Origin of the sequence: Mariprofundus erugo (genome assembly GCF_005818865.1) — a bacterium.
Taxonomy (GTDB): domain Bacteria; phylum Pseudomonadota; class Zetaproteobacteria; order Mariprofundales; family Mariprofundaceae; genus Mariprofundus; species Mariprofundus erugo.
Window position 1 is genome coordinate 56,286 of record NZ_VBRY01000013.1, and the last position, 18,851, is coordinate 75,136.

Sequence of the window (18,851 nt, forward strand, 5' to 3'; positions counted from 1 at the left end):
CTATGCCGGCCATGCGCCCGTCCCCTGACGCACCAGTATCGGCTCCCCATCACACAGATCCACCACGGTTGTCGGCTCCATTCCTCCCCATCCGGCATCCATCACACCACAGGAGAAATGCTTCAGTAGCGGCACGAATTCATCAGGATCGAAAGCCGCTCCGTCTTCCCCCGGCAACTCCAGTGTTGTAGCAAGCAAGGGGGTTGCCATCTCTTCCAGCAACATACTGCAGACCGGATGATCCGGCATACGAATACCGACATCCCGGCGCTTGCCAAATATTCTGCGCGGCAACTGTGAGTTTGCCGGCAGAATAAATGTATAGGGACCCGGCAGGCAGCGTTTGAGTACACGGTGGGCATGATTATCCATACTGACACACATGGCCGCCTGAGAGAGATCGGCACACATCACCGACCACAGATGGGTATCATCCAGCCGCCGCAAGCGACGAATATCCGCAATCGCATCAACAGACTCGGGCAAACAGAGAAGCACATAGGTGGAGTCGGTCGGCACCACCAGGAAACAGCCCTGCCGTAACAGTTCCCCCCCTCGTTTGATTTGTCGAATCTGCGGACGTTCCGGGTTCATCCGGAGGTGTTCAAAAACATGCATAACTCACTACCAAGGTTTCAATATATTCGCCAGGAAATCGCTGATTAATCCAGCGATTCCGAGCGAGCCATGGACGGACGCCACAATCCGGCAGGATAGCCGGATTGGACGGTTTTGCCGCCGCCATGTGAGCTGCAGGACGCAGCGAATCAAATCAGACGCGTAAGTGCCTGATTTGTATGCAAAGACAAAATGACTCGGGCATCATGCCCTCGCCCTGCGGGCGGCCGTTGGCCGTCCAATCGGCTGCCTGCCTCTTTGTCACACTTTTGTCTTTGCGAACTGTTTTTTGCCACGAGGGCAATCAATCAGCATCTTCCCAGAGGTGTGGCAATTCAAAAGCGCGGCAGCATGCCACCAAAACCCTTCAGCAACTGTTGCGCCGGTGCCGCCGGCTGTTGGGTCGGCGCTGCAGGCTGAGCCGGATCAGCCGATTTCTTGCTTCCGCCCAGCAAACCGCCGAGCGCGCCACCGATCTTCGGATTGTTCAACAGTGCCGGTGCATTATCGATCAGGGTTTTGGCATTGATTTCAGGCTTGATGGAGGGAGCATCAAATGGACCGGTGATATGTAGCGGCACAACCAGTCCCTGTCGCAGAACCGTGTCCCCCTGCCCTTTCAGCGTACCCACCACACGCGGCTCAACATGGTAGTCGAGCACCTTGCGAACGAGGTCCACCACCCCCTTACCGGTGACGCGCAACAGAGGAGAGGCCATAAACAGATCCGGATTCGTAGCAACACCATTGACGATATCAAAGCTGCCGGACAACTGTGCGAAGTCCGTCTGCTGCGGCCCGTTTGCCGCTGCAGCAGGATTGGTGAATGCACGAATCGCCCCGGCAATGTCATAGCCCTTGAGTGCACCATCCTTAAACAGCACGCTACCGCGTCCGTTCAGCGCCTGCACCGCCGATTGGGTCAGACCTGTGGCCTTGAGCTGGGTGTCCATGGCCATCGTACCGCTCAGCAAATCCATACCGGCAAGTGCCTTAAGCAACGGACCAGCCTGAACGCCGGTCATATGCACCGACTCTTTCCAGCTGGCTGGATAGGTCGCTGCATTCAGGGATGCTTTTTCAACCACCTTGCCCCCGGCCAGCGTAAAACTTAACGGGTTAAGCTCGAACTGGCCGTTCATGCCATTGATGGTGACGCCAAAATCGCCCATCTCCAGCCCGCGCAGATAAACTGTAGCGACATTCAGCTGGGTTGTGACGCGCCAGCTTTTAAGGAAACGCAGATCAGGCTCAGCCGGTGCCTCCACCGCAACTGCTTCCGGAACCAGCGTAAGCGCAGCCGATTTCTGCTCTGCCTGCCCCTGTGGCAGCCACGGATCCATATGCAGCTGCTTACCATTGATCCGCAAGCGAATATCCGGCCCGGCAAACGCCACCGCACCGGTGAGTTTGAGGACGTCCTGATCAAGCATCAGTTGCATATCACTGATATCGAGATGATCGGCGTTGCCTGCCAGCAGGGCATTCAGTGCCAACTGTGTCCATGGTGCGGGATGAGCGCCATACAGATCCTGCAATGCAGGTACAAACGGTGTCAGCCAGCTGCGAGTAATCGGTTGCGTTTCAACATGCAGCTGAAAAGCAGGCTTTGTGGAAAGCTTCTGCAGCGAGCCATTCACAGCAAGCAGCGACTTGCTGTCGACGGCGAGCGCCAGCGTACCGATTTTAAGCATATCCGCATTCGGCATCTCCACCTTCCAGCTCAACGCCAGCTTGTGTGCCGCATCCAGTGAAACAGATCCCTCTCCGAGACGAAGGCCATCGGGGTGCTGCTCAATATTAGCCGTCAATCCGACTGTCGCGCTGTTCACATCACCAAGCTGGGCCGGCCAACCGGAGATCATGCCGGCAAATGGCTGCAGATGAATATTTTCCGCTTTCAAATGCCCTTGCAGAGGCAGACTGGCAGGGTTGATGGTAGCAAGATCACCGATCGGGCCGACATTGGCATCCAGCTCAAACGGGTTGCCGCTGAGTTTACCTGATACAGTAACCGAAACAGGCCGCTTGAGCTGAACATCTTTCAGCATCACTGCCAATTCGGTCAATGCCACCGGCTTCTCTTTTCCATCCACCCAGGTCAGCTCGCCATCGGTCAGTGAAAGTGACTCCGCCTGCAGTGCAACCAGAGCCATGCCACCGGCAACATCCTTGCCTCCGGTCGCCGGAGCCACAGGTGCTGCTGCGGCAGCTGATGCAGGTGCCTGGCCGGCCAGATCACCCCAGTTGGTATCACCGTTTTCATGCCGCTCCAGATAAAGCTGCGGTGCAACCACCTCAAAATGTTTGATTTCAATACTTTTACTCAACAACGGCAGCAGCGCCAGCTTCACATGCAGCTTCTGTACCGATACAAAGTCATGACTGGAAAAGCCCGACCGGTTGGCCAGGCGAACATCATCAAGTTCGACACCCACCCATGGGAACAGCGACGCACTGATATTTCCAACCACCAGTTTTCGGCCTGTTGCGTCCTCGACCTTTTTCTCGATCTCTCCCTTGTAACTGTTGATATCGATAAAAAACGGCGCTGCCAGCAACAGCACAATCACCAGTCCTACCACGCCAAGCGTATAGCGGATGGTTTTTGTCAGGGCGGTACTCATAGATATACTCCTTGATCATCTTGCCTTGATTGTCCCCGGCCTGACAAAAAAAGCCGGCAACAGACATACATCGTTTAAATATTCAAAACACCAACAGAATAACAGGCGAGGCCTGACTTGCAATCATTCAACCGGCTGACAGAGGAGGAAAATATTCAAGCAGACGAGCAAACGCATGCACCACACCATCAGCACCGGAGTGCAGCAGCCCCTCCTCGGATGAGGCACCGAATGACACGCCGATGGCGCGAACTCCCGCCGCCCTGGCCATCTGCATATCGAAAACAGCGTCCCCTACCACGGTCGTGTGCGCCGGCAGCACCCCCATCTCATCCATACACTCGAGTACCATGGCCGGGTGCGGCTTGGAGTGGGTACAGTCAGCTGTACGCAGCACCATGAAATAGTCGGCCAGTTCAAACGTCTCGATCACCCGCTGCAGCCCGGACCTTGATTTACCGGTCACCACCCCCATCCAGTAGCCCCGGCGCCGCAACTCATCCAGCGTCTCCCGCACTTCCGGATAAAGCGTCACCTGATGCTCAAGCATGCGGTAGTGATCACGATAGGCATCACAAATGGAGGCGTGCAGCGCCACATCATCACTCAAACAGGCCACTGCACGCAGCAGCGACAGCCCGGTGATATTCTGAATCGCCTGTGACTCAGGCTCAGGCAGACCGCAAGTGACAAAGGCCTGCTGCATCGCCTGCGTGATCAACCCCTGCGAGTCGGTCAGTGTTCCATCGCAATCAAACAATATCAGTGATGCACAACCACTCACATATTCCTCCTGATAGCCAACAATAAATCTGTACACAATAAAGAAGCCGATAGCCGCAGCGCCATAACCGGCTCAACCACACACATATGCACTTGCATCTTTGAATCGCTGCCGCAAGGCTGCGCATCCCCTTGGAGGTTTTTGCATGAACTACTTCGATAAAAACAAACCGATGCAGTCGCTGATACCTGCCCTGAAAGACATATTCAGCGCGCCAGCTGCGTTTTTCGCCGAATTGCCAAGCGCGGCCTTCTACAGCAACCCGTTCTTTTTTGCATCCATTGTCATCTTCTTCGCCACCTTTATCGGCGTACCTTTTTACAGCCTGGCACTGCTGTTTATGATCCCGGTCATCTGGTCACTGTCACTGATCAGCCTCTGGCTCTGGGCCACCTACATGGGCTGGGCCGTGCGTGTATTCGCCAAAGGCAAACTGACCACAACCAACGCATTCCAGATCAGCGCATACGCAGCCGCACCACTGGCACTGTCGACCATTCCCTATGTCGGCGCCATTGCCGGCCTGTGGAACCTCTACCTGCTGTGGGTCGCACTGGTGAATCGCTGCCGTGTATCTTCGGCAACCGCCATCATGATTATTGCCATTCCAACCCTGCTCACGGCCGGATCAGTTGTACTGCTTACCACTACGCTCATGAAAATGGCTCATATTTCGTAATTCGCATCTGGCCGTGACCGACAAGGCATGTGAGGTCACGGCCAGATTTTCACCCGCACCACGGCAACATGCATCACAGCAGTCGCATCCCCCGAAAATAGCAGCAATGCATCTCGTGCCCCCCACCAACAACCAACAGGTACACCCGGGACACATTCAGCAGAATAAACACACAGATTCCCCGCTCAATGCACGCGAACTGATATCACAGCATCACCGTCACAGAATCCCATGACGCAAGGAAAGCGCTGATTCACCAAGCATTTCCTTGCGAACTACGGACGCACACCACAATCCGGCCGGGCGACTTGGCCGCAGCCGGAATGCAGCGAAAAAATCGGGCGCGCATGCCTGATTCGTAACACGATCTTACCTTTGCGGGCTGTATTTTATCAGGAGACACCCATCAGTATCGCCTTAACGGAAAACGCATCAACCACAACCGGTGTGCTACGTGCTTACTGGAACTTCAGCACCAGCATCTTGCCACCGGTCATATCGGCCAGCTTCTGAAATGCATATTTGGTATTCCCGTTACTGGTTCCCAGCGGCAGGGTAAACACAGGCGCAGGAATCTCGTGATAACGCACTTCATCGGTCGGTGGCTCATCACCGATCAGCAGGTAGGCTCCGGGCACAGGTGAATCTGCAGCTATATGTCTGAAAGCGTGACCGATGGTCTCATCGGTACCTACAAACGGAGCATCGGCCATCAGCTGGTCGAACATCTCACCCATACTGCCCGTATATGTGCCTTCACGACGATCCGCATACCAGCTGACCGCTGACAGGTGTTTACCCGAGCGGATTGCAATCAGCCGCAGCACCGGCACCAGGAAGGTGGTCACACCGTGCATCGAGCCCGTCCCATCGACAACGAGGTGAAGGTCCTTACCCGGAAGGTTGCGCAGCCCTTCAACAAACATATCGAAATCCTTGCGCCCCTTGCCGGTCGCCATGCCGGCAGAGAGCAACACCTGATCCACTTTCTCCTGCACATCCTTGCCACTCACCAGCGCATCGACGTTCTTCAACTGCTCCTGCGCATTGACGCTGGCAAGATTGTTAATCTCATGCTGCAACTCAAGATTCTCGTGCTTCGCCTCGGCAAGCTTCTTCTTCAGGTCGGCAATCTCCTGCTGCGTCTCTTCTGCCTTGCCACTTCCCTGCAGCTGCGCATTAATCAAAATCAGGGCAAACAGAAAGATGAACGCCGCCAGCATAAGCAGCGCCATATCCGAAAATATTTCGTAAAAGTTATCCTGTTGACTTGTTCTTTGCCTGCGCATGTGAGCCATCAGTCCTTGCGACGATTAAACATACGGGTCAGCAGCCCGGGCCGGATACTCAATGCATAGCGGGCATGGCCACCAGCCATCTTGCGAATAGGATCATCATCGGCCAGCGCACCGAGCTCCTGATGCATTTTTGCCGCCTCTTCGCGCAGGTATCCCATCTCCTCACGACTCGCCTTCAGCGCAAGATTAAGCAACTCCACCCGCCCCTGAAGCTGCTGCACACTTGCATCCAGCGCCCGGATATTACGGTCATCGCTCGGCTCAAGGTCGGATGAGGCATGAACAATACAGGAGCGAAGCATCAGATCCTGCAAACCATTGACCGATGCATCGGTAATCCATGAGAACACCCGCAGCAGAATACCGCCCAGTACCGAGCCGATCAGGGTGGTATAAAAAGCTACACCCATACCATTCATGGCACTGCGCAAACCTTCCACCAGCAGGTGCTGATCGACCCCCAGAGAGCCGAGCGCCCCGCTCAAACCATTCATGGTAATGGTCATACCGAGCACGGTGCCAATCAAGCCGAGTGTAATCATCAGATTGCCCAGCAATCCGACAAACTGACTCAACCTGTGCTGTGAGGAAAATTCAACATCGATGAGCGCATCGACATCCACGCGCCCGTTGCGCTCGGTAATGATATGAACCGCATCAATAAAGCGATCGACCAGGTGATTGCTGCCACTTTTAACCGCTCCGGCGATGCCTCTGTTTACCATCAGCGACTCGATACGGTAAGCGCGGAACCACTCGGCAGTCAGCTTCATCGCCTGAACAAAGCTGATCGAAACACCCAGCGCAAACATGCCGATAATCATCCATGTCACATGGGTCTGATCATTCTCGACAAACTCGATCACATTGGCCTTGCGTGACATCATGGCAAACACGGTCAATGCCGAAATAGCCCATCCCATCCACAAGGCGAATGTTCTCAGCGCACGTTGATCGGCTGATTTCTGAATTACATTTGAAGCCATAGGTCCCTCTCTGAAGCATACATGGGTACCCCGCTTTACCTCCCGCGCCCACACATTGAGAAGACAGGTAATCAGCGCACACCATCAAACGGCCGCCATCATAACGGATCGTAAACAAAAATGTGCAAAAAAAAGGCCCGGAAAGCGAACTTTCCGGGCCTTTTTATGAATCGGTTTTACTTATTATTCTACGCGACCCTTATCGGCCATACCTGAAAGCAATGTCGGCATAACAAGCCCGAACACTACAAACATCAGGAAAACAGGAACAAATGTCTCTAAATGCATTACCAAACCTCCCGGGAATTCTCTGCCGGGCACACTATCTTTGGCCATATCGTATGGCAAGTGCCGGAATGATGGCTCCCCAAACAACCGGAAAGCAGTCAATCAGTCTTGTCAGGCCGGGGTAAAGACAAACGGATCGGAGTAGATCGCCTGCATGGATGCCCCGGCAAGGAATGACTTCTGTCGCAAGCCGTTCACGATCGGTGGATCACCGCAAAGGAAGACACGATAACCAGCCAGCGAACCCAGTGTCATTGCCGGAATATCAACAATATTCCCCTGCACACCCCCTTCCGGCGCATCCCCGTGCAGCACACACGGGGTGTAATGGAACTGCTCGTACCTGGTAGCAAGCGCTCTGAGCTCATCCATCAGGTAAAGCCCGGGCGTCGCCAGACTGGCATGAAACAGATGGATCGGTCCGCGATGCCCCTGCTCAAGCGCATCACGCAAAATGCCATATAACGGTGCAAGCCCGGTCCCGGCCCCCGCCAGCATCAATGGCTGATCACCACTGTCACTGATATAAAAACAGTCACCGGAAGGGCCAAAGAAAGAGAGCTCATCACCGACAACAACCTCATCAAACAGCCAGTTACTCATCTTGCCATCCGGCACTCGTTTGACGTGCAACTCAAGACAATCATCGGACGGGATACTGGCAAGCGAATAACTGCGAGTCAGTGCATCTCCCTCCCGGGTCAGGTTGACAAACTGTCCTGCACGGTACGAAAAAGAGGCCGGACGCTCCAGGCGCAGACGAATAATCGACTCATTCAGCAACTCCTTGCCAACCAAACGGGCCGAATATCTGGGCGAAACGCTTGCCAGACCGATCTCCATATCCCCGGATGGCTTGCAAAGACAAGCCAGAAAATAGCCCTGAGCGGCCAGTGTATCCCGGATGCCCTGCTGGGAGGCCGCAGATGGTTTACCTTTCAATGCACGCGTCAAACAGGTCTGACATGCCCCTGCCTTGCAGGCCGAGGGCAACATCACGCCATGACTGGCGAGACTGTCGAGCAGTGTTTCATCTTCCGAACAGTCATATTCCTGTCCTTCAAATCGAATGATTGGCATCCATCTCTCCTGAACGGTTTGTTTCCGAAAACGTCTTCATCAACAGAAAGGGGGCAAATGCCCCCTTTCCTATGACCTGTCATCCACCGTATTAACGGTCAAGTACGTCGTTACGGGTGCTCTCGGCAATCGCGATCACCTGCTGAATCAGGTTATTAGGTACACCCAGTTCAGCCAGCGTTGCGCGCAGATGCATCAGAATATGATCAAAATGAGAGTCATTCAGCCCCATTTTAATCAAATGTCTGTGGCCTTCGCGCATATCTTTACCCGTATAGCTGTGAGGACCGCCGAATGCCATGGTCAGAAATGCCTTCTGCTTGGCAGCCTGCCGCTCCATGTCCACACCCTCAAAGAAGCGAACCACATAGGCATCAGCCAGGACACGACGATAAAATATATCGACAGCAGCATTGACAGCTGCGTTTCCACCCAGCTGATCAAACAGGCTCTGTTTCTTCGGTGGCTCAACTGCCTCTCCGCCTGTCACACGACCCTTGTCGGAGATCCCCGACAATACGGTCGGCATAATCAGGCCGAACACGGCAAACATGATAAATACAGGGATAAATGTCTCTAAATGCATGGGATATTACCTGTCCAGTACGTCGTCGCGTGTACTTTCAGCCACACTGATCACAGTGTCAATCAGATTCTGGGGAACACCCAGCTCGGCAAGTGTGGAACGCAGATGACACAGAATATGATCGAAATGAGAGTCATCAAGACCCATGGCAACCAGATGACGGTGACCTTCACGCATATCCTTGCCACTGTAGTTGTTCGGGCCGCCGGTTACCATTGTCAGGAATGCTTTCTGTTTGCCAGCCTGGCGGGTCATGTCCACGCCTTCAAAAAAGCGAACCACATACTTATCAGCAAGAACCTTGCGATAGAAAACATCGACCGCTGCGTTAATTGCCGCCTCACCACCAAGTTGCTCATATACTGTGCTCATATTCGTTGCTCCTCCGGGATCAAATGATATATCCTGAATGGATATATTGAACGAACGTTATCAGAGCTGGACAAAAGCTGTCAACATAATATATCTTATGCCCATGCAATTAACCCAGTATACCGACTACTCTCTGCGCGTCCTCCTTTATCTGGGACTATTCCCGGAACGGCGCTGTACTATTACCGAGATTGCGGATGCCTACCTGATCAACCGCAACCACCTCGTCAAGGTCGTGCACAATCTTTCGCTGGATGGATGGATCACTACCACCCGGGGCAAATCCGGCGGCATGGTCCTGGCATTCCGACCCGAACAGATCAATATCGGCTCGGTCATCCAGCGAACCGAACCCCATATGAACCTGCTTGAGTGCTTCGACCATGAGTGCAATACCTGCCCGATTACATCCGCATGCATTCTCAAACACGGCCTCTACAAGGCCCGCAAAGCATTTACGGATGTCCTGTGCAGCTACACGCTCGCTGACGTACTTGTGCAGCCGGAATCCCTGATTGCACTGCTTGATTCAACCCGCTCATCTGCCACCACCCAGGCGATCGTCACCACAGCTGATTAACCCCCGCCTCAACCATCTGTTGCACCCCCCACCCCCCTGACTACAATCTCCGGCTTTCCGCACGGGCTGCACGCTCCTGCCGAAAGCTGTAACTCCGTACATATATTAAATAACTGCCTGACAGGACAACACCATGCTATCTGCCTTACGTGATCACTTTGCCCCCCGCCACCTTGGCCTTGCCGGCCTCTGCCTGCTTGCATGGGCGTATATGGCGCTGTTCCGCTACGACAGCTATGGTATTGAGGAGGCAGCGGCCCTGAGCCTGCTGCTGAACTGGTCCATCATTCATCAGATCGCAAGCCCCGTCGCCTTCTACGGTGTGCCTGACCTGCGCGCATTCCTGTTTATTCCACTCGACATGCACTGGGTCGGCAGCCTTGCAGCGGCCAAGGTTTACACCATGTTCATCCTGTTCGGCACAGCGCTGCTGCTTTATAAGTGGGGTGAATCGCGCTACAGCGGTGAATCATCCATGATGGCAACAGCACTGTTTCTTATTGCTCCTGTCACCCTGATGCAGACCGATGCCATCGGCTGCGGTGTCTACCTGCTCGCCGCTTTTGCCGCAGCGGCTTTCCTTGATCAACTGCTGCATGAAAGCGAACGCGCCGTACCAAGCTGGTTTTTCCTGCTGATACTGGTCTGCGCCTTCGCCATCAGCCTGCACCCGATGGGGCTGGCCCTGCCACTGGCCCTGATCCTGCGCTGGCTGCCTGAAAAAGAGCAGCAGGGCAAGGCCAAACGGATGATCATTGCCATGATTCTGACCGCCATTCCGATGCTTCTGCTGCGCTGGGGCTGGTATGGCATGGAGGAGGTCACCGCAGGTCGCCTGGATACGCTGGCCGATGCCATTCTGGGCACACCGTTGCTGCACACGCCAAACTGGGGCCTTGGCCTGGTCGTAGCTGACCTTGGAGCTGCGGCCATTGTCGCCACCCTGCTGATCTATAAACGCAACCTCGACAGCACCACACTGATGCTGATGCTGGCCAGCCTGATCGGCGCTATTCAGGGCGATCATGCCTGGGTTCTTCTCTTCTGGGCCACCACCCTCTACCTCGGCACACCGCTGCTGATCCGCCTCAATGAGCGCATCGGCTGGCGCGGCCTGAGCGGACAGCGCGGCCTCGTTCTGATCGCCGTTACGTTGCTTGCCACCACGGCAATGATTACCGACAAAAACAGCAAAAACGTCGACCGCCTGCAACTCAAGAGCGACACCGATATGCTCATTAGCGTACTTGAAAAAGAGGCACTCACAGCCCCGGCCAATGCATTTACCGCAGCCAGCCAGTGGCCGGCCAGAACCCTGCTGGCTACGCGCAGGGATGTGCTTCCACTGCCTCCAACCAGTGAGGACAGAGATGACTTCAGTGCAAAAATCAAAGGCATCACCCATGTTGCATTCAACCCGCAACAGGAAAACATGCATGGCCTGGCGCGTAACTTTGCTTCTCTGAGCGACCGCTATGAAACCGTTGCCCTGCTTCCCGGCGGCGTGGTATTGAAGAAGAAAGAGGACACGGCAACCCATCAGAAGAGCACCTCACCGATGAACCCGCACGCAGCCCTGTCCACGGGCCAGCAGCCCAACTGATGCAAGAAGCGGCAACCGGTGACCACCATACAACTGCACCGGCAGAGATGCGTGCCGGTGCACACATGCAACAGATCGCCGGACAGAGGAGGGAATCATGAAAATATGCACATCATGCGGAACTGAAACAACCAGCAACAAAAAGCTCTGCAATCCATGCCATCGAAAAAAGCTGACAGGTACATGGAAGCGTCAGATCACTATCTACGCAACCATCATGATCGTCGGCGCCATCATGTTCTATTATGCCATCACACAGATTAATGGCCTGCCACACAGCGCTACAGAACATGGCATTCCACCGATGCTAAGAAATCTGGCCGCATTTGGCGGACTTGGCGTGCTGGGCGGACTATTCGGTCTGGCTCTGGCACTGTTTTTTAACTTTCTACATCGTAAAAATCATCACGAATCAAAGTAAAAGCGACCACCCTGGGAGCCCCCCTGAGCCACATGCACGGATAAAACCGCGCGTTTGTCTTTGCGAACTGATTGTTGCCAGGAGGGCAGTAAATCAGCATCTCCTTAACTATACGGCCTCATGATCAGGACATGCTGGCTGATGATATCATCCAGCCTTGCAAGCTGCTCGGGGCCCTGAATATCAAAACAGACGCCGATCCCCTCATCGGTTACACGCACGACTGCCCCCTGCAGGCGCACCGGATTGGGGGCAGAGATGAACGTAAAGACAAGACTGATACGGGCGCCGATCTCAAAGTGCTCCGGCGTCTGGATAAATACACCCGTCGCACTGATATCCCGGGCATATCCCTGGTGAATGCCATCTGCAGAGGAGAAACTGACCGGCTCGGTATATGTCTCCCTGCGCGTACGCCTGACATCCTCTCGCCAGCTGGCAATCAGCTCCTGCAGCTGACGCTTCTTATCATGCGGCAACTTCTGCGCCAGCAAGGTCAACTGCTCGATCACGTATGCCTCATCATCACCCATAGGGGCCAAGCTAGCACGAATCAGTGCCGTTGAAATAAAGGAGTATGCGTCCCGGCAGCAAACATACACATGTACTGGCTCGCAGCCCCCCCTCGAGTGGTTTCCCAACCTAGTCTGTTTTCAGATGCATTCATAAAACATGAAAGCCTTGGCCAATTACAACAATACCGAAGCCTGGCCCCATTTGGATTGCCCACCAGCATCGCGGCGATGTTCGTTATGTGCCCGGCGATCATTCAGGGGCTTGCTTTGAAGTCATACTTCCTATCGAGAAGAAAGCAGTACCTTTTTCTGAATAACAGAAGCTGGCCGCGAGTCACATGTCGTGGTTACTAACAGTCGACTGCAACAGACATTCAGTAAAGAACGCTGCCCCCTTACCCTTGATGAGATGACTATAAATACGAAATCAATAACTGATATTGACCGTTTGTCTGTGGAAACTCGGGTGTAGCAATTCGTTTACGATGAAACCGGCCACATCGGCTCTGGCAATCCGGGTCATGCGTTCGCCATGATTGAATTCCAGCAATCGGCGGTATTGCCCCTTTGCTGCCTCATTTCGTTTTTTTCTGCCGTCGATGCCGATTTTCATTCTGCAACGTTTCACCACCATCCCCCGCGCATGACACACGCTTTCAATTTCCATGCGATTTTAATAACGGTGGAAGACCCCATAGCCCGGAGGCTATCGGCCTAAAGCGACTGTTATGGCGTAATGCATGCGGCGGTGAGTATACCGCTGGCGATTGAGGCTATACCCAGAAACAGTCCGTGACCGATGCAATTGGCCTCGATGCCTCGGGCAAGCTCTTTTACCATGATGCGCACAGCCGCATAGGCGGCCATCTGCACCAGCGCCGCCACGACCGACCACGCAACCAAATCCACAATCCCCGCACTGTGCCTGACGACAGCTGAAAGCGGGAGGACAAAGCCCAAAATCGCACCGCCCAGACTGAGCGCTGCCGCGCTGTTTCCCTGGCGAATAAGGTCCATCTCTTTGTAAGGGGTCACCCGGACATAGATGGCGATAAACGCAAGCGAAAGCGTAAACGCCATGATCAGATAAAGAGAGAAGTCCGGCATGCTGGATATGCTGTTGATGAGTTCCTGCTTGATCATGTGATGCGCCTCTCAAATAAAATAGTGCGGGACGAAACGGCTGGTGTCGCGTGTGATCGGCGTGTCGTCTTCCCTGATGCCAATTCCCGCCGGCTGGTCGCCGACAATCCACGAGCCGATAACCGCATGATTGCCGTCAAACTCGGGCAGCATGACTGACTCCTGAAACACCCATCCCTCTTTGCCGTAGTCGCCCGGACTGCTGGTGATAATCTTTCCATGAACCATGGAGATGTTCGCACCTTCCCGACTCAGCAGCGGCTTGCGTACATAGCCGTTAGCCAGTCGGGATGACGTGAAATAGGAGGGAATCAGATTCGGATGATTCGGAAACAACTCCCATAGAATGGCCAAAATCCCCTTGTTACTCAGAATCATCTTCCACCAGGGCTCCACGAGATTGATCGAACTCTCCGGTAACATGCGACCAAATTCGTCTGATATCAGCCATTCCCATGGATATAGTTTGAACCAGTGGGTGATCGGCTTGTCGTTCATATCCACAAAGCAGCGTGCACTTTCGGACCAACCGACCTGCTCAACCGGGAGATAACGCGTAGCGACGCCGGCCTGTTCTGCCGTTCCGCGCAGATATTCGGTGGTGAGGAAGTCCTCCTCGCAACTTCCGATTGAGCTGAAATGAAATGTCGGAGCACCCCTCGCGACCACGCGCCATCGTTCGATGAGCTTTTCGTGAATCGAGTTGAACTGATCGTGTTTGGGGTATTGCTCCTTGAGCCATTGCCACTGAATCACGCTTGCTTCGTACACCGAGGTTGGGGTGTCGGCATTGTATTCGAGCAGCCTTGGCGTGCCTGTCGGATCAAGGCATAAATCGAATCGCCCGTATAGCGATGGTTCTCCCGACCGCCACGATGCTTCTATGCGACTATGACACCACTCCGGTATGGCAAGTCGCCCGTACTGCCCCGATGCAACAACATGGTCAACCGCACTGAGACACATCTGATGCAACTCGGCTGTCACATCGTCGAGCAGATCGATTTCGGCTTCGGTGAACACATAGCAGGCAGCCTCGTTCCAGTAGCAACCACCGATGCTATGAAATTTGAATCCCAGCCCTTCAACCTGAGCCACCCAGTCAGAGCGCGCCTCGATATGAATGCGATTCATCAGGAGCCGCCTCTGCCCGATCTGCCAAAGCCGCCGCGCTTGACGCCGGTCGACTTGCTCTTGCTTTCAGCGTTGCCTTGATAGCCCCTGCTACCGCCCACGGCGCTTTCGCAGTGATCGACCGGAGGACCGTAATACATGCCCTGGTATTGAATACACTGATTACCTGGCCACTCATTTGTACAATCTTCGAGGCTGCGGTACTCGAGGCTACACTCATCCTGTTCAATAAACATCATGGCAAAAATGACGGCTATGCCGACAACGACTACAATGTCATCGCTGGTAAATCGTTTTTTTGCCACTATCTCCCCATACCCCGAGCGATTTCTTCGCGCAAATGATGATTTGCAAGCAAACATAAAATGACTCGAACATCATACCATCGCCCTGCGGGCGCCCCTTGGCCGTCCAATCGGTTTCCTGCCTCTTTGTCACGCATTTATCTTTGCCGACTGATTTTTGCCGGGATGGCAATAAATCAACATCGCCCCGGACAACGGAAAAGATTACACCAAATCGACGATATTGCATGTCATCCAAATGGATGACATGCCCTCCGCTGGCGGGCAGGTGCAACCTGCCTGGAAGAGCGGCCTGGAGTTCATCATCCCCTCTCCCCGAACACTGATTTGCCATAACAGGGCAGAAACGATGCCAGCTTCAATATCATGGTAATGAATGGTCAATTACGACACCGGGAGGGGGCGATAAAAACGAAAAAGGGCCTCCGATCTCTCGGAAGCCCTTGATTATGTTTGGCTGGGGGAGCTGGATTCGAACCAACGTTGACGGAGTCAGAGTCCGTAGTCCTGCCGCTAGACGATCCCCCAGTGCTGCGGGTGGCGCGCACATTAATGTGATCAGACCGCCACGTCAAATAAAAATTTATCCCTTTGCATTTAATGCAAAGAATATCAGACAGATAAAACTGTCAGTACGGCCGATGAGCCGAAAAATCAGCCAGCTGAGCCAGCAGCAGGCGCAACTCGGGTTCTGCGTGCGCTGGCAACAATGCCTTGGCCCGCTCGGCATAATCCTGTGCACGGCGCATGGCATAGTCAGCACCGGCCTGAGCGGCAACACGCTCACGCACCCACTCGCGATCACCCTCTTGATAGCAACCACGCTCGGCAACCTCTTCCACACGCACAGCGAGCTCAGGATCGCGCTGCATGGCAAAAATAAGCGGCAGCGTGATTTTGCCCTCTTCAAGGTCATGCCCCACAGGCTTACCCGCATCCTCAGCTTCTGCCACGTAATCAAGCGCATCATCCATCAACTGGAAGGCGACGCCCAGACACATGCCATATTCGGCCATATCAGCCACCACTTCGGCGGACTGCCCGGCCACATGAGCTCCCACCTCGGTTGCCGCCTTGAACAGCACCGCAGTTTTGCGCTCAATCACCTCAAGGCACTCAGCCTCGTTCATGCCGAGATGGAACGTGCGAGACAATTGCAGCACTTCGCCTTCCGCCAGCGCATTGGTGACATCACTCATCAGCTTGAGCATGGCCATATCACCATCGGCAACCATCATCTGGAAGGCACGTGAAAACAGATAGTCACCCACCAGCACACTGGCCTGATTACCCCATACGCCATTGGCAGAAGGAGCACCACGCCGCTGATCGGATGAGTCCACCACATCATCATGCAACAACGACGCGGTATGGATAAACTCCACCACCACAGACAAGGGGATATGGCGGTCACCCTCATAGCCGAACAGCTTTGCCGTCAGCAAACTGAGCAAAGGCCTGAGACGCTTGCCACCACTGTTGACGATATAATGGCCGATGGCCGGAATCATCATGATATCGGACTGGAGATTTTGATGAATGCAGGCATTCACCCTCTCCATATCGGACTGGCACAGTGTAACTGCACGTTGCAGTGATGATTTCATTGAATGGCTCACGGGTCGAGCATCGTAGACACACACGGCGTGTCGTCAAGCATTTGACAATACCACTCCGCAGTGAAATCTGCACCTTCACAGTTACCGGATGCATTTACACGGCAATTCCCTAATATAGCCGCATGGAAGTCATCCTCGCATCCCAATCCCCCCGCCGCCTGACCCTGTTGCAAAGCGCAGGCATGGCGATTGAGGTTCAGCCTCAACATATTGATGAATCAATTCTGCCCGGTGAATCGGTCAGTGAAACAGTCACCCGCCTCTGCCGCGACAAGGCACGATCGTGCAAGGGTGCCGCCCATATTCCGATCATTGCCGCCGATACACTGGTCGCCATTCATGGCCGGGCCTTCGGTCAGCCGGCCGATCTTGACCATGCACGGGCCATGCTGGAGGAGCTGTCAGGCAACACCCACGAGGTCATTACCGGTGTCGCTGTTCGACTGGGGGAGAATATGCTGTGTGAACAGGTCACCACCCGTGTTCGTTTCCGCCAGCTGGATACGGATGAAATCAGCACCTACCTGCTGCACAACGAAATCCTTGATAAGGCTGGTGGCTATGCCGTGCAAGGCGGTGCCGCGAGCTTTATCGAAGCCATTGACGGACCACTGGATAATGTCATCGGCCTCCCTGTACAAACAACAATCCGTTTAATCCAACAGATTAAAGCAATGGAGCCAGATCAATGAGCGTGGACTTACTGGTCAATGTCACCCCTTTTGAAACCCGCGTCGCACGCATTGAAAACGGACAGGCGGAAGAGATCTACATCGAGCGTGAACGGGGGCTGAAGGGCAATATTTATAAAGCCCGTGTACAGCGCGTACTCCCGGGTATTCAGGCCGCTTTTGTGGATATCGGCATGGATAAGGCCGGCTTTCTTTATGCCGGAGATATTGCCACCTCAAAACATGGCGGCGGCGCCTATCTGTCGGATGAAATGGAACATGGTGAAGAGGGGGAAAGCTCTGAAGAGGCCGCCGCCTCCAGTCAGCCCCGCCGCAATGCACCACCGATTGCCAACCTGTTAAGAGATGGTCAGGAATTGATGGTTCAGGTGTCCCGTGAACCGATCGCCTCCAAAGGCCCCCGCCTGACCAGCCAGATCGGACTGGCCGGCCGCTACCTGGTCTATCTGCCCTACCTTGAACATACCGGCATTGCCCGCCGCCTCGAAGATCCGGCCGAACGGGAACGACTGCTCGCTATCGCCCACGCCATCGCTCCGGCAAAGGGGGGGCTGATCATTCGCACGGTCGCCGAAGGCAAGGCTGCCGACGAAATTCAGCAGGACCTCGATTACCTGCTCCGTCTATGGAACGACATTGAAAAGCGAAGCAAAAATGCAGCTCTCGGCACACTGATTCACAAGGAGCTGAACCTCTACCTGCGCGTGATGCGTGACTATGTCGATGAAGAGGTTGAAAAAATCCACATCGACTCAAGAGAAGCCTATGAAAGCATGAAGAAGTTTGCGCGTCGCTTCATGCCGGAGGTCGCGAAGAAACTTTACTACTACCCGGGAGAGAGACCGATCTTCGATGTCTATGGCGTGGAAGATGCCATTGAGAGCGCCCTCAAGCGCCGGGTGAAACTGAAATCCGGCGGCCACATTGTCATCGACCAGACCGAAGCGCTGATTGCGATCGATGTAAACTCCGGCTCTTTCGTCGGCTCCCGCAACATGGAAGAAACAGGCTTTAAAACGAATCTTGAGGCCGTGCACGAAATCGTTCACCAGCTGCGCCTGCGCAATCTGGGCGGCATTATTGTGGTCGACTTCATCGATATGCAGGAAGAGGAAAACAAACAGCGACTGATGGAGGTCCTTGCCGAAGCGCTCAAACGCGACAAGGCAAAAACCCATATCGTACAGCTATCCGAACTCGGACTGGTTGAAATGACCCGGAAACGGACGCGCGACTCCCTCGGTCGCATGCTGATGAAGGAGTGCGATCGCTGCTGCGGCATTGGCCTGGCCAAAAGTCCGACCACCATCTGCTATCAGCTATTCCGGGAGGTGGTGGCGGAAGCGCGCGCCTATCCATGCGAGAAACTGATGGTGATCGCCCACCCGTCCATTATTGACCTTTTATTGGGCGAAGAAAATGAGGGGGTCCTGCAGCTGGAGGGCTTCCTGAGCAAACAGATCTCTTTGAAGAGCGACGACAGCTTTTCCCCCGACCATTACGAAGTGGTACTGCAGTAAT

At 54.4% G+C, this 18,851-nt stretch carries 21 protein-coding genes and 1 tRNA gene; 6 read left to right on the forward strand and 16 right to left on the reverse strand.

Going from position 1 to position 18,851, the window contains the following annotated elements; translation table 11 throughout:
* From FEF65_RS12185 to FEF65_RS12195, 3 genes are all read right to left on the reverse strand, one after another.
* Positions 1-618, reverse strand: coding sequence for an L-threonylcarbamoyladenylate synthase (locus tag FEF65_RS12185; protein WP_138240101.1), 618 nt, complete (start codon positions 616-618; stop codon positions 1-3).
* 335 nt (positions 619-953) lie between these two features.
* A complete protein-coding gene (locus FEF65_RS12190; protein ID WP_138240102.1) occupies positions 954-3,245 on the reverse strand; it encodes an AsmA family protein in 2,292 nt (763 codons plus the stop codon).
* Positions 3,246-3,372: 127 nt separating this feature from the next.
* Complete coding sequence (locus FEF65_RS12195; RefSeq protein WP_138240103.1) at positions 3,373-4,029, reverse strand: HAD-IA family hydrolase; 657 nt, start codon at positions 4,027-4,029, stop codon at positions 3,373-3,375.
* Positions 4,030-4,174: 145 nt separating this feature from the next.
* Here FEF65_RS12195 and FEF65_RS12200 point away from each other — a divergent pair, with 145 nt between their 5' ends.
* Positions 4,175-4,708, forward strand: coding sequence for a YIP1 family protein (locus FEF65_RS12200; protein ID WP_138240104.1), 534 nt, complete (start codon positions 4,175-4,177; stop codon positions 4,706-4,708).
* Positions 4,709-5,166: 458 nt separating this feature from the next.
* Here FEF65_RS12200 and FEF65_RS12205 read toward each other — a convergent pair whose 3' ends face one another.
* From FEF65_RS12205 to FEF65_RS12225, 5 genes are all read right to left on the reverse strand, one after another.
* Positions 5,167-5,943, reverse strand: coding sequence for a hypothetical protein (locus FEF65_RS12205; RefSeq protein WP_238701388.1), 777 nt, complete (start codon positions 5,941-5,943; stop codon positions 5,167-5,169).
* A 62-nt stretch (positions 5,944-6,005) separates the two neighbouring features.
* Positions 6,006-6,992: a MotA/TolQ/ExbB proton channel family protein gene (locus FEF65_RS12210; protein ID WP_138240106.1), complete on the reverse strand. Its 987-nt coding sequence runs from the start codon at positions 6,990-6,992 to the stop codon at positions 6,006-6,008.
* 399 nt (positions 6,993-7,391) lie between these two features.
* Positions 7,392-8,360 carry an FAD-binding oxidoreductase gene (locus FEF65_RS12215; RefSeq protein WP_138240107.1) on the reverse strand — a complete coding sequence of 323 codons (969 nt, stop codon included), beginning with the start codon at positions 8,358-8,360 and terminating at the stop codon, positions 7,392-7,394.
* A 91-nt stretch (positions 8,361-8,451) separates the two neighbouring features.
* Complete coding sequence (locus FEF65_RS12220) at positions 8,452-8,889, reverse strand: group I truncated hemoglobin (protein WP_420813996.1); 438 nt, start codon at positions 8,887-8,889, stop codon at positions 8,452-8,454.
* A gap of 63 nt (positions 8,890-8,952) precedes the next feature.
* Positions 8,953-9,318 carry a group I truncated hemoglobin gene (locus FEF65_RS12225; protein WP_138240109.1) on the reverse strand — a complete coding sequence of 122 codons (366 nt, stop codon included), beginning with the start codon at positions 9,316-9,318 and terminating at the stop codon, positions 8,953-8,955.
* A 103-nt stretch (positions 9,319-9,421) separates the two neighbouring features.
* Between FEF65_RS12225 and FEF65_RS12230 the strand changes: the two genes are divergently transcribed.
* The 3 genes from FEF65_RS12230 (at position 9,422) to FEF65_RS12240 (ending at position 11,922) form a co-directional block, all read left to right on the forward strand.
* Positions 9,422-9,898 (forward strand): Rrf2 family transcriptional regulator, encoded by a 477-nt coding sequence (locus FEF65_RS12230; protein ID WP_138240110.1) that lies wholly within the window; start codon positions 9,422-9,424, stop codon positions 9,896-9,898.
* Positions 9,899-10,031: 133 nt separating this feature from the next.
* Positions 10,032-11,501, forward strand: coding sequence for a hypothetical protein (locus tag FEF65_RS12235; RefSeq protein WP_138240111.1), 1,470 nt, complete (start codon positions 10,032-10,034; stop codon positions 11,499-11,501).
* Positions 11,502-11,598: 97 nt separating this feature from the next.
* On the forward strand, positions 11,599-11,922 hold the full coding sequence (locus tag FEF65_RS12240; protein ID WP_138240112.1) for a hypothetical protein: 324 nt from the start codon (positions 11,599-11,601) through the stop codon (positions 11,920-11,922).
* Positions 11,923-12,026: 104 nt separating this feature from the next.
* Here the strand turns inward: FEF65_RS12240 and FEF65_RS12245 are convergent, their stop codons facing one another.
* From FEF65_RS12245 to FEF65_RS12280, 8 genes are all read right to left on the reverse strand, one after another.
* Positions 12,027-12,455, reverse strand: coding sequence for a PilZ domain-containing protein (locus FEF65_RS12245; RefSeq protein WP_138240113.1), 429 nt, complete (start codon positions 12,453-12,455; stop codon positions 12,027-12,029).
* A 409-nt stretch (positions 12,456-12,864) separates the two neighbouring features.
* Positions 12,865-13,065 (reverse strand): NAD(P)-dependent oxidoreductase, encoded by a 201-nt coding sequence (locus FEF65_RS12250; RefSeq protein WP_138240114.1) that lies wholly within the window; start codon positions 13,063-13,065, stop codon positions 12,865-12,867.
* A 98-nt stretch (positions 13,066-13,163) separates the two neighbouring features.
* Complete coding sequence (locus FEF65_RS12255; RefSeq protein ID WP_138240115.1) at positions 13,164-13,580, reverse strand: DUF350 domain-containing protein; 417 nt, start codon at positions 13,578-13,580, stop codon at positions 13,164-13,166.
* A 12-nt stretch (positions 13,581-13,592) separates the two neighbouring features.
* Positions 13,593-14,714 carry a glutathionylspermidine synthase family protein gene (locus FEF65_RS12260; RefSeq protein WP_138240116.1) on the reverse strand — a complete coding sequence of 374 codons (1,122 nt, stop codon included), beginning with the start codon at positions 14,712-14,714 and terminating at the stop codon, positions 13,593-13,595.
* Entirely contained in the window at positions 14,714-15,019 is a 306-nt protein-coding gene (locus tag FEF65_RS12265) for a hypothetical protein (RefSeq protein ID WP_138240117.1), read from the reverse strand. The genes FEF65_RS12260 and FEF65_RS12265 overlap by 1 nt, the downstream gene beginning before the upstream one ends.
* Positions 14,991-15,353, reverse strand: a complete 363-nt coding sequence (locus FEF65_RS12270) for a hypothetical protein (protein ID WP_138240118.1) — start codon at positions 15,351-15,353, stop codon at positions 14,991-14,993. Before FEF65_RS12270 ends, FEF65_RS12265 begins: the two co-directional genes overlap by 29 nt.
* A gap of 120 nt (positions 15,354-15,473) precedes the next feature.
* A tRNA-Gln gene (locus FEF65_RS12275) sits at positions 15,474-15,547 on the reverse strand.
* A 101-nt stretch (positions 15,548-15,648) separates the two neighbouring features.
* Positions 15,649-16,638 (reverse strand): polyprenyl synthetase family protein, encoded by a 990-nt coding sequence (locus tag FEF65_RS12280; RefSeq protein ID WP_238701389.1) that lies wholly within the window; start codon positions 16,636-16,638, stop codon positions 15,649-15,651.
* A gap of 122 nt (positions 16,639-16,760) precedes the next feature.
* Here FEF65_RS12280 and FEF65_RS12285 point away from each other — a divergent pair, with 122 nt between their 5' ends.
* Together FEF65_RS12285 and FEF65_RS12290 are read left to right on the forward strand one after the other, a co-directional pair.
* The gene (locus FEF65_RS12285) at positions 16,761-17,330 is read left to right on the forward strand and encodes a Maf family protein (RefSeq protein WP_138240119.1); all 570 of its coding nucleotides are present in this window, start codon (positions 16,761-16,763) and stop codon (positions 17,328-17,330) included.
* Positions 17,327-18,850 carry an Rne/Rng family ribonuclease gene (locus tag FEF65_RS12290; RefSeq protein WP_138240120.1) on the forward strand — a complete coding sequence of 508 codons (1,524 nt, stop codon included), beginning with the start codon at positions 17,327-17,329 and terminating at the stop codon, positions 18,848-18,850. Before FEF65_RS12285 ends, FEF65_RS12290 begins: the two co-directional genes overlap by 4 nt.
* Position 18,851: the final 1 nt, after the last annotated feature.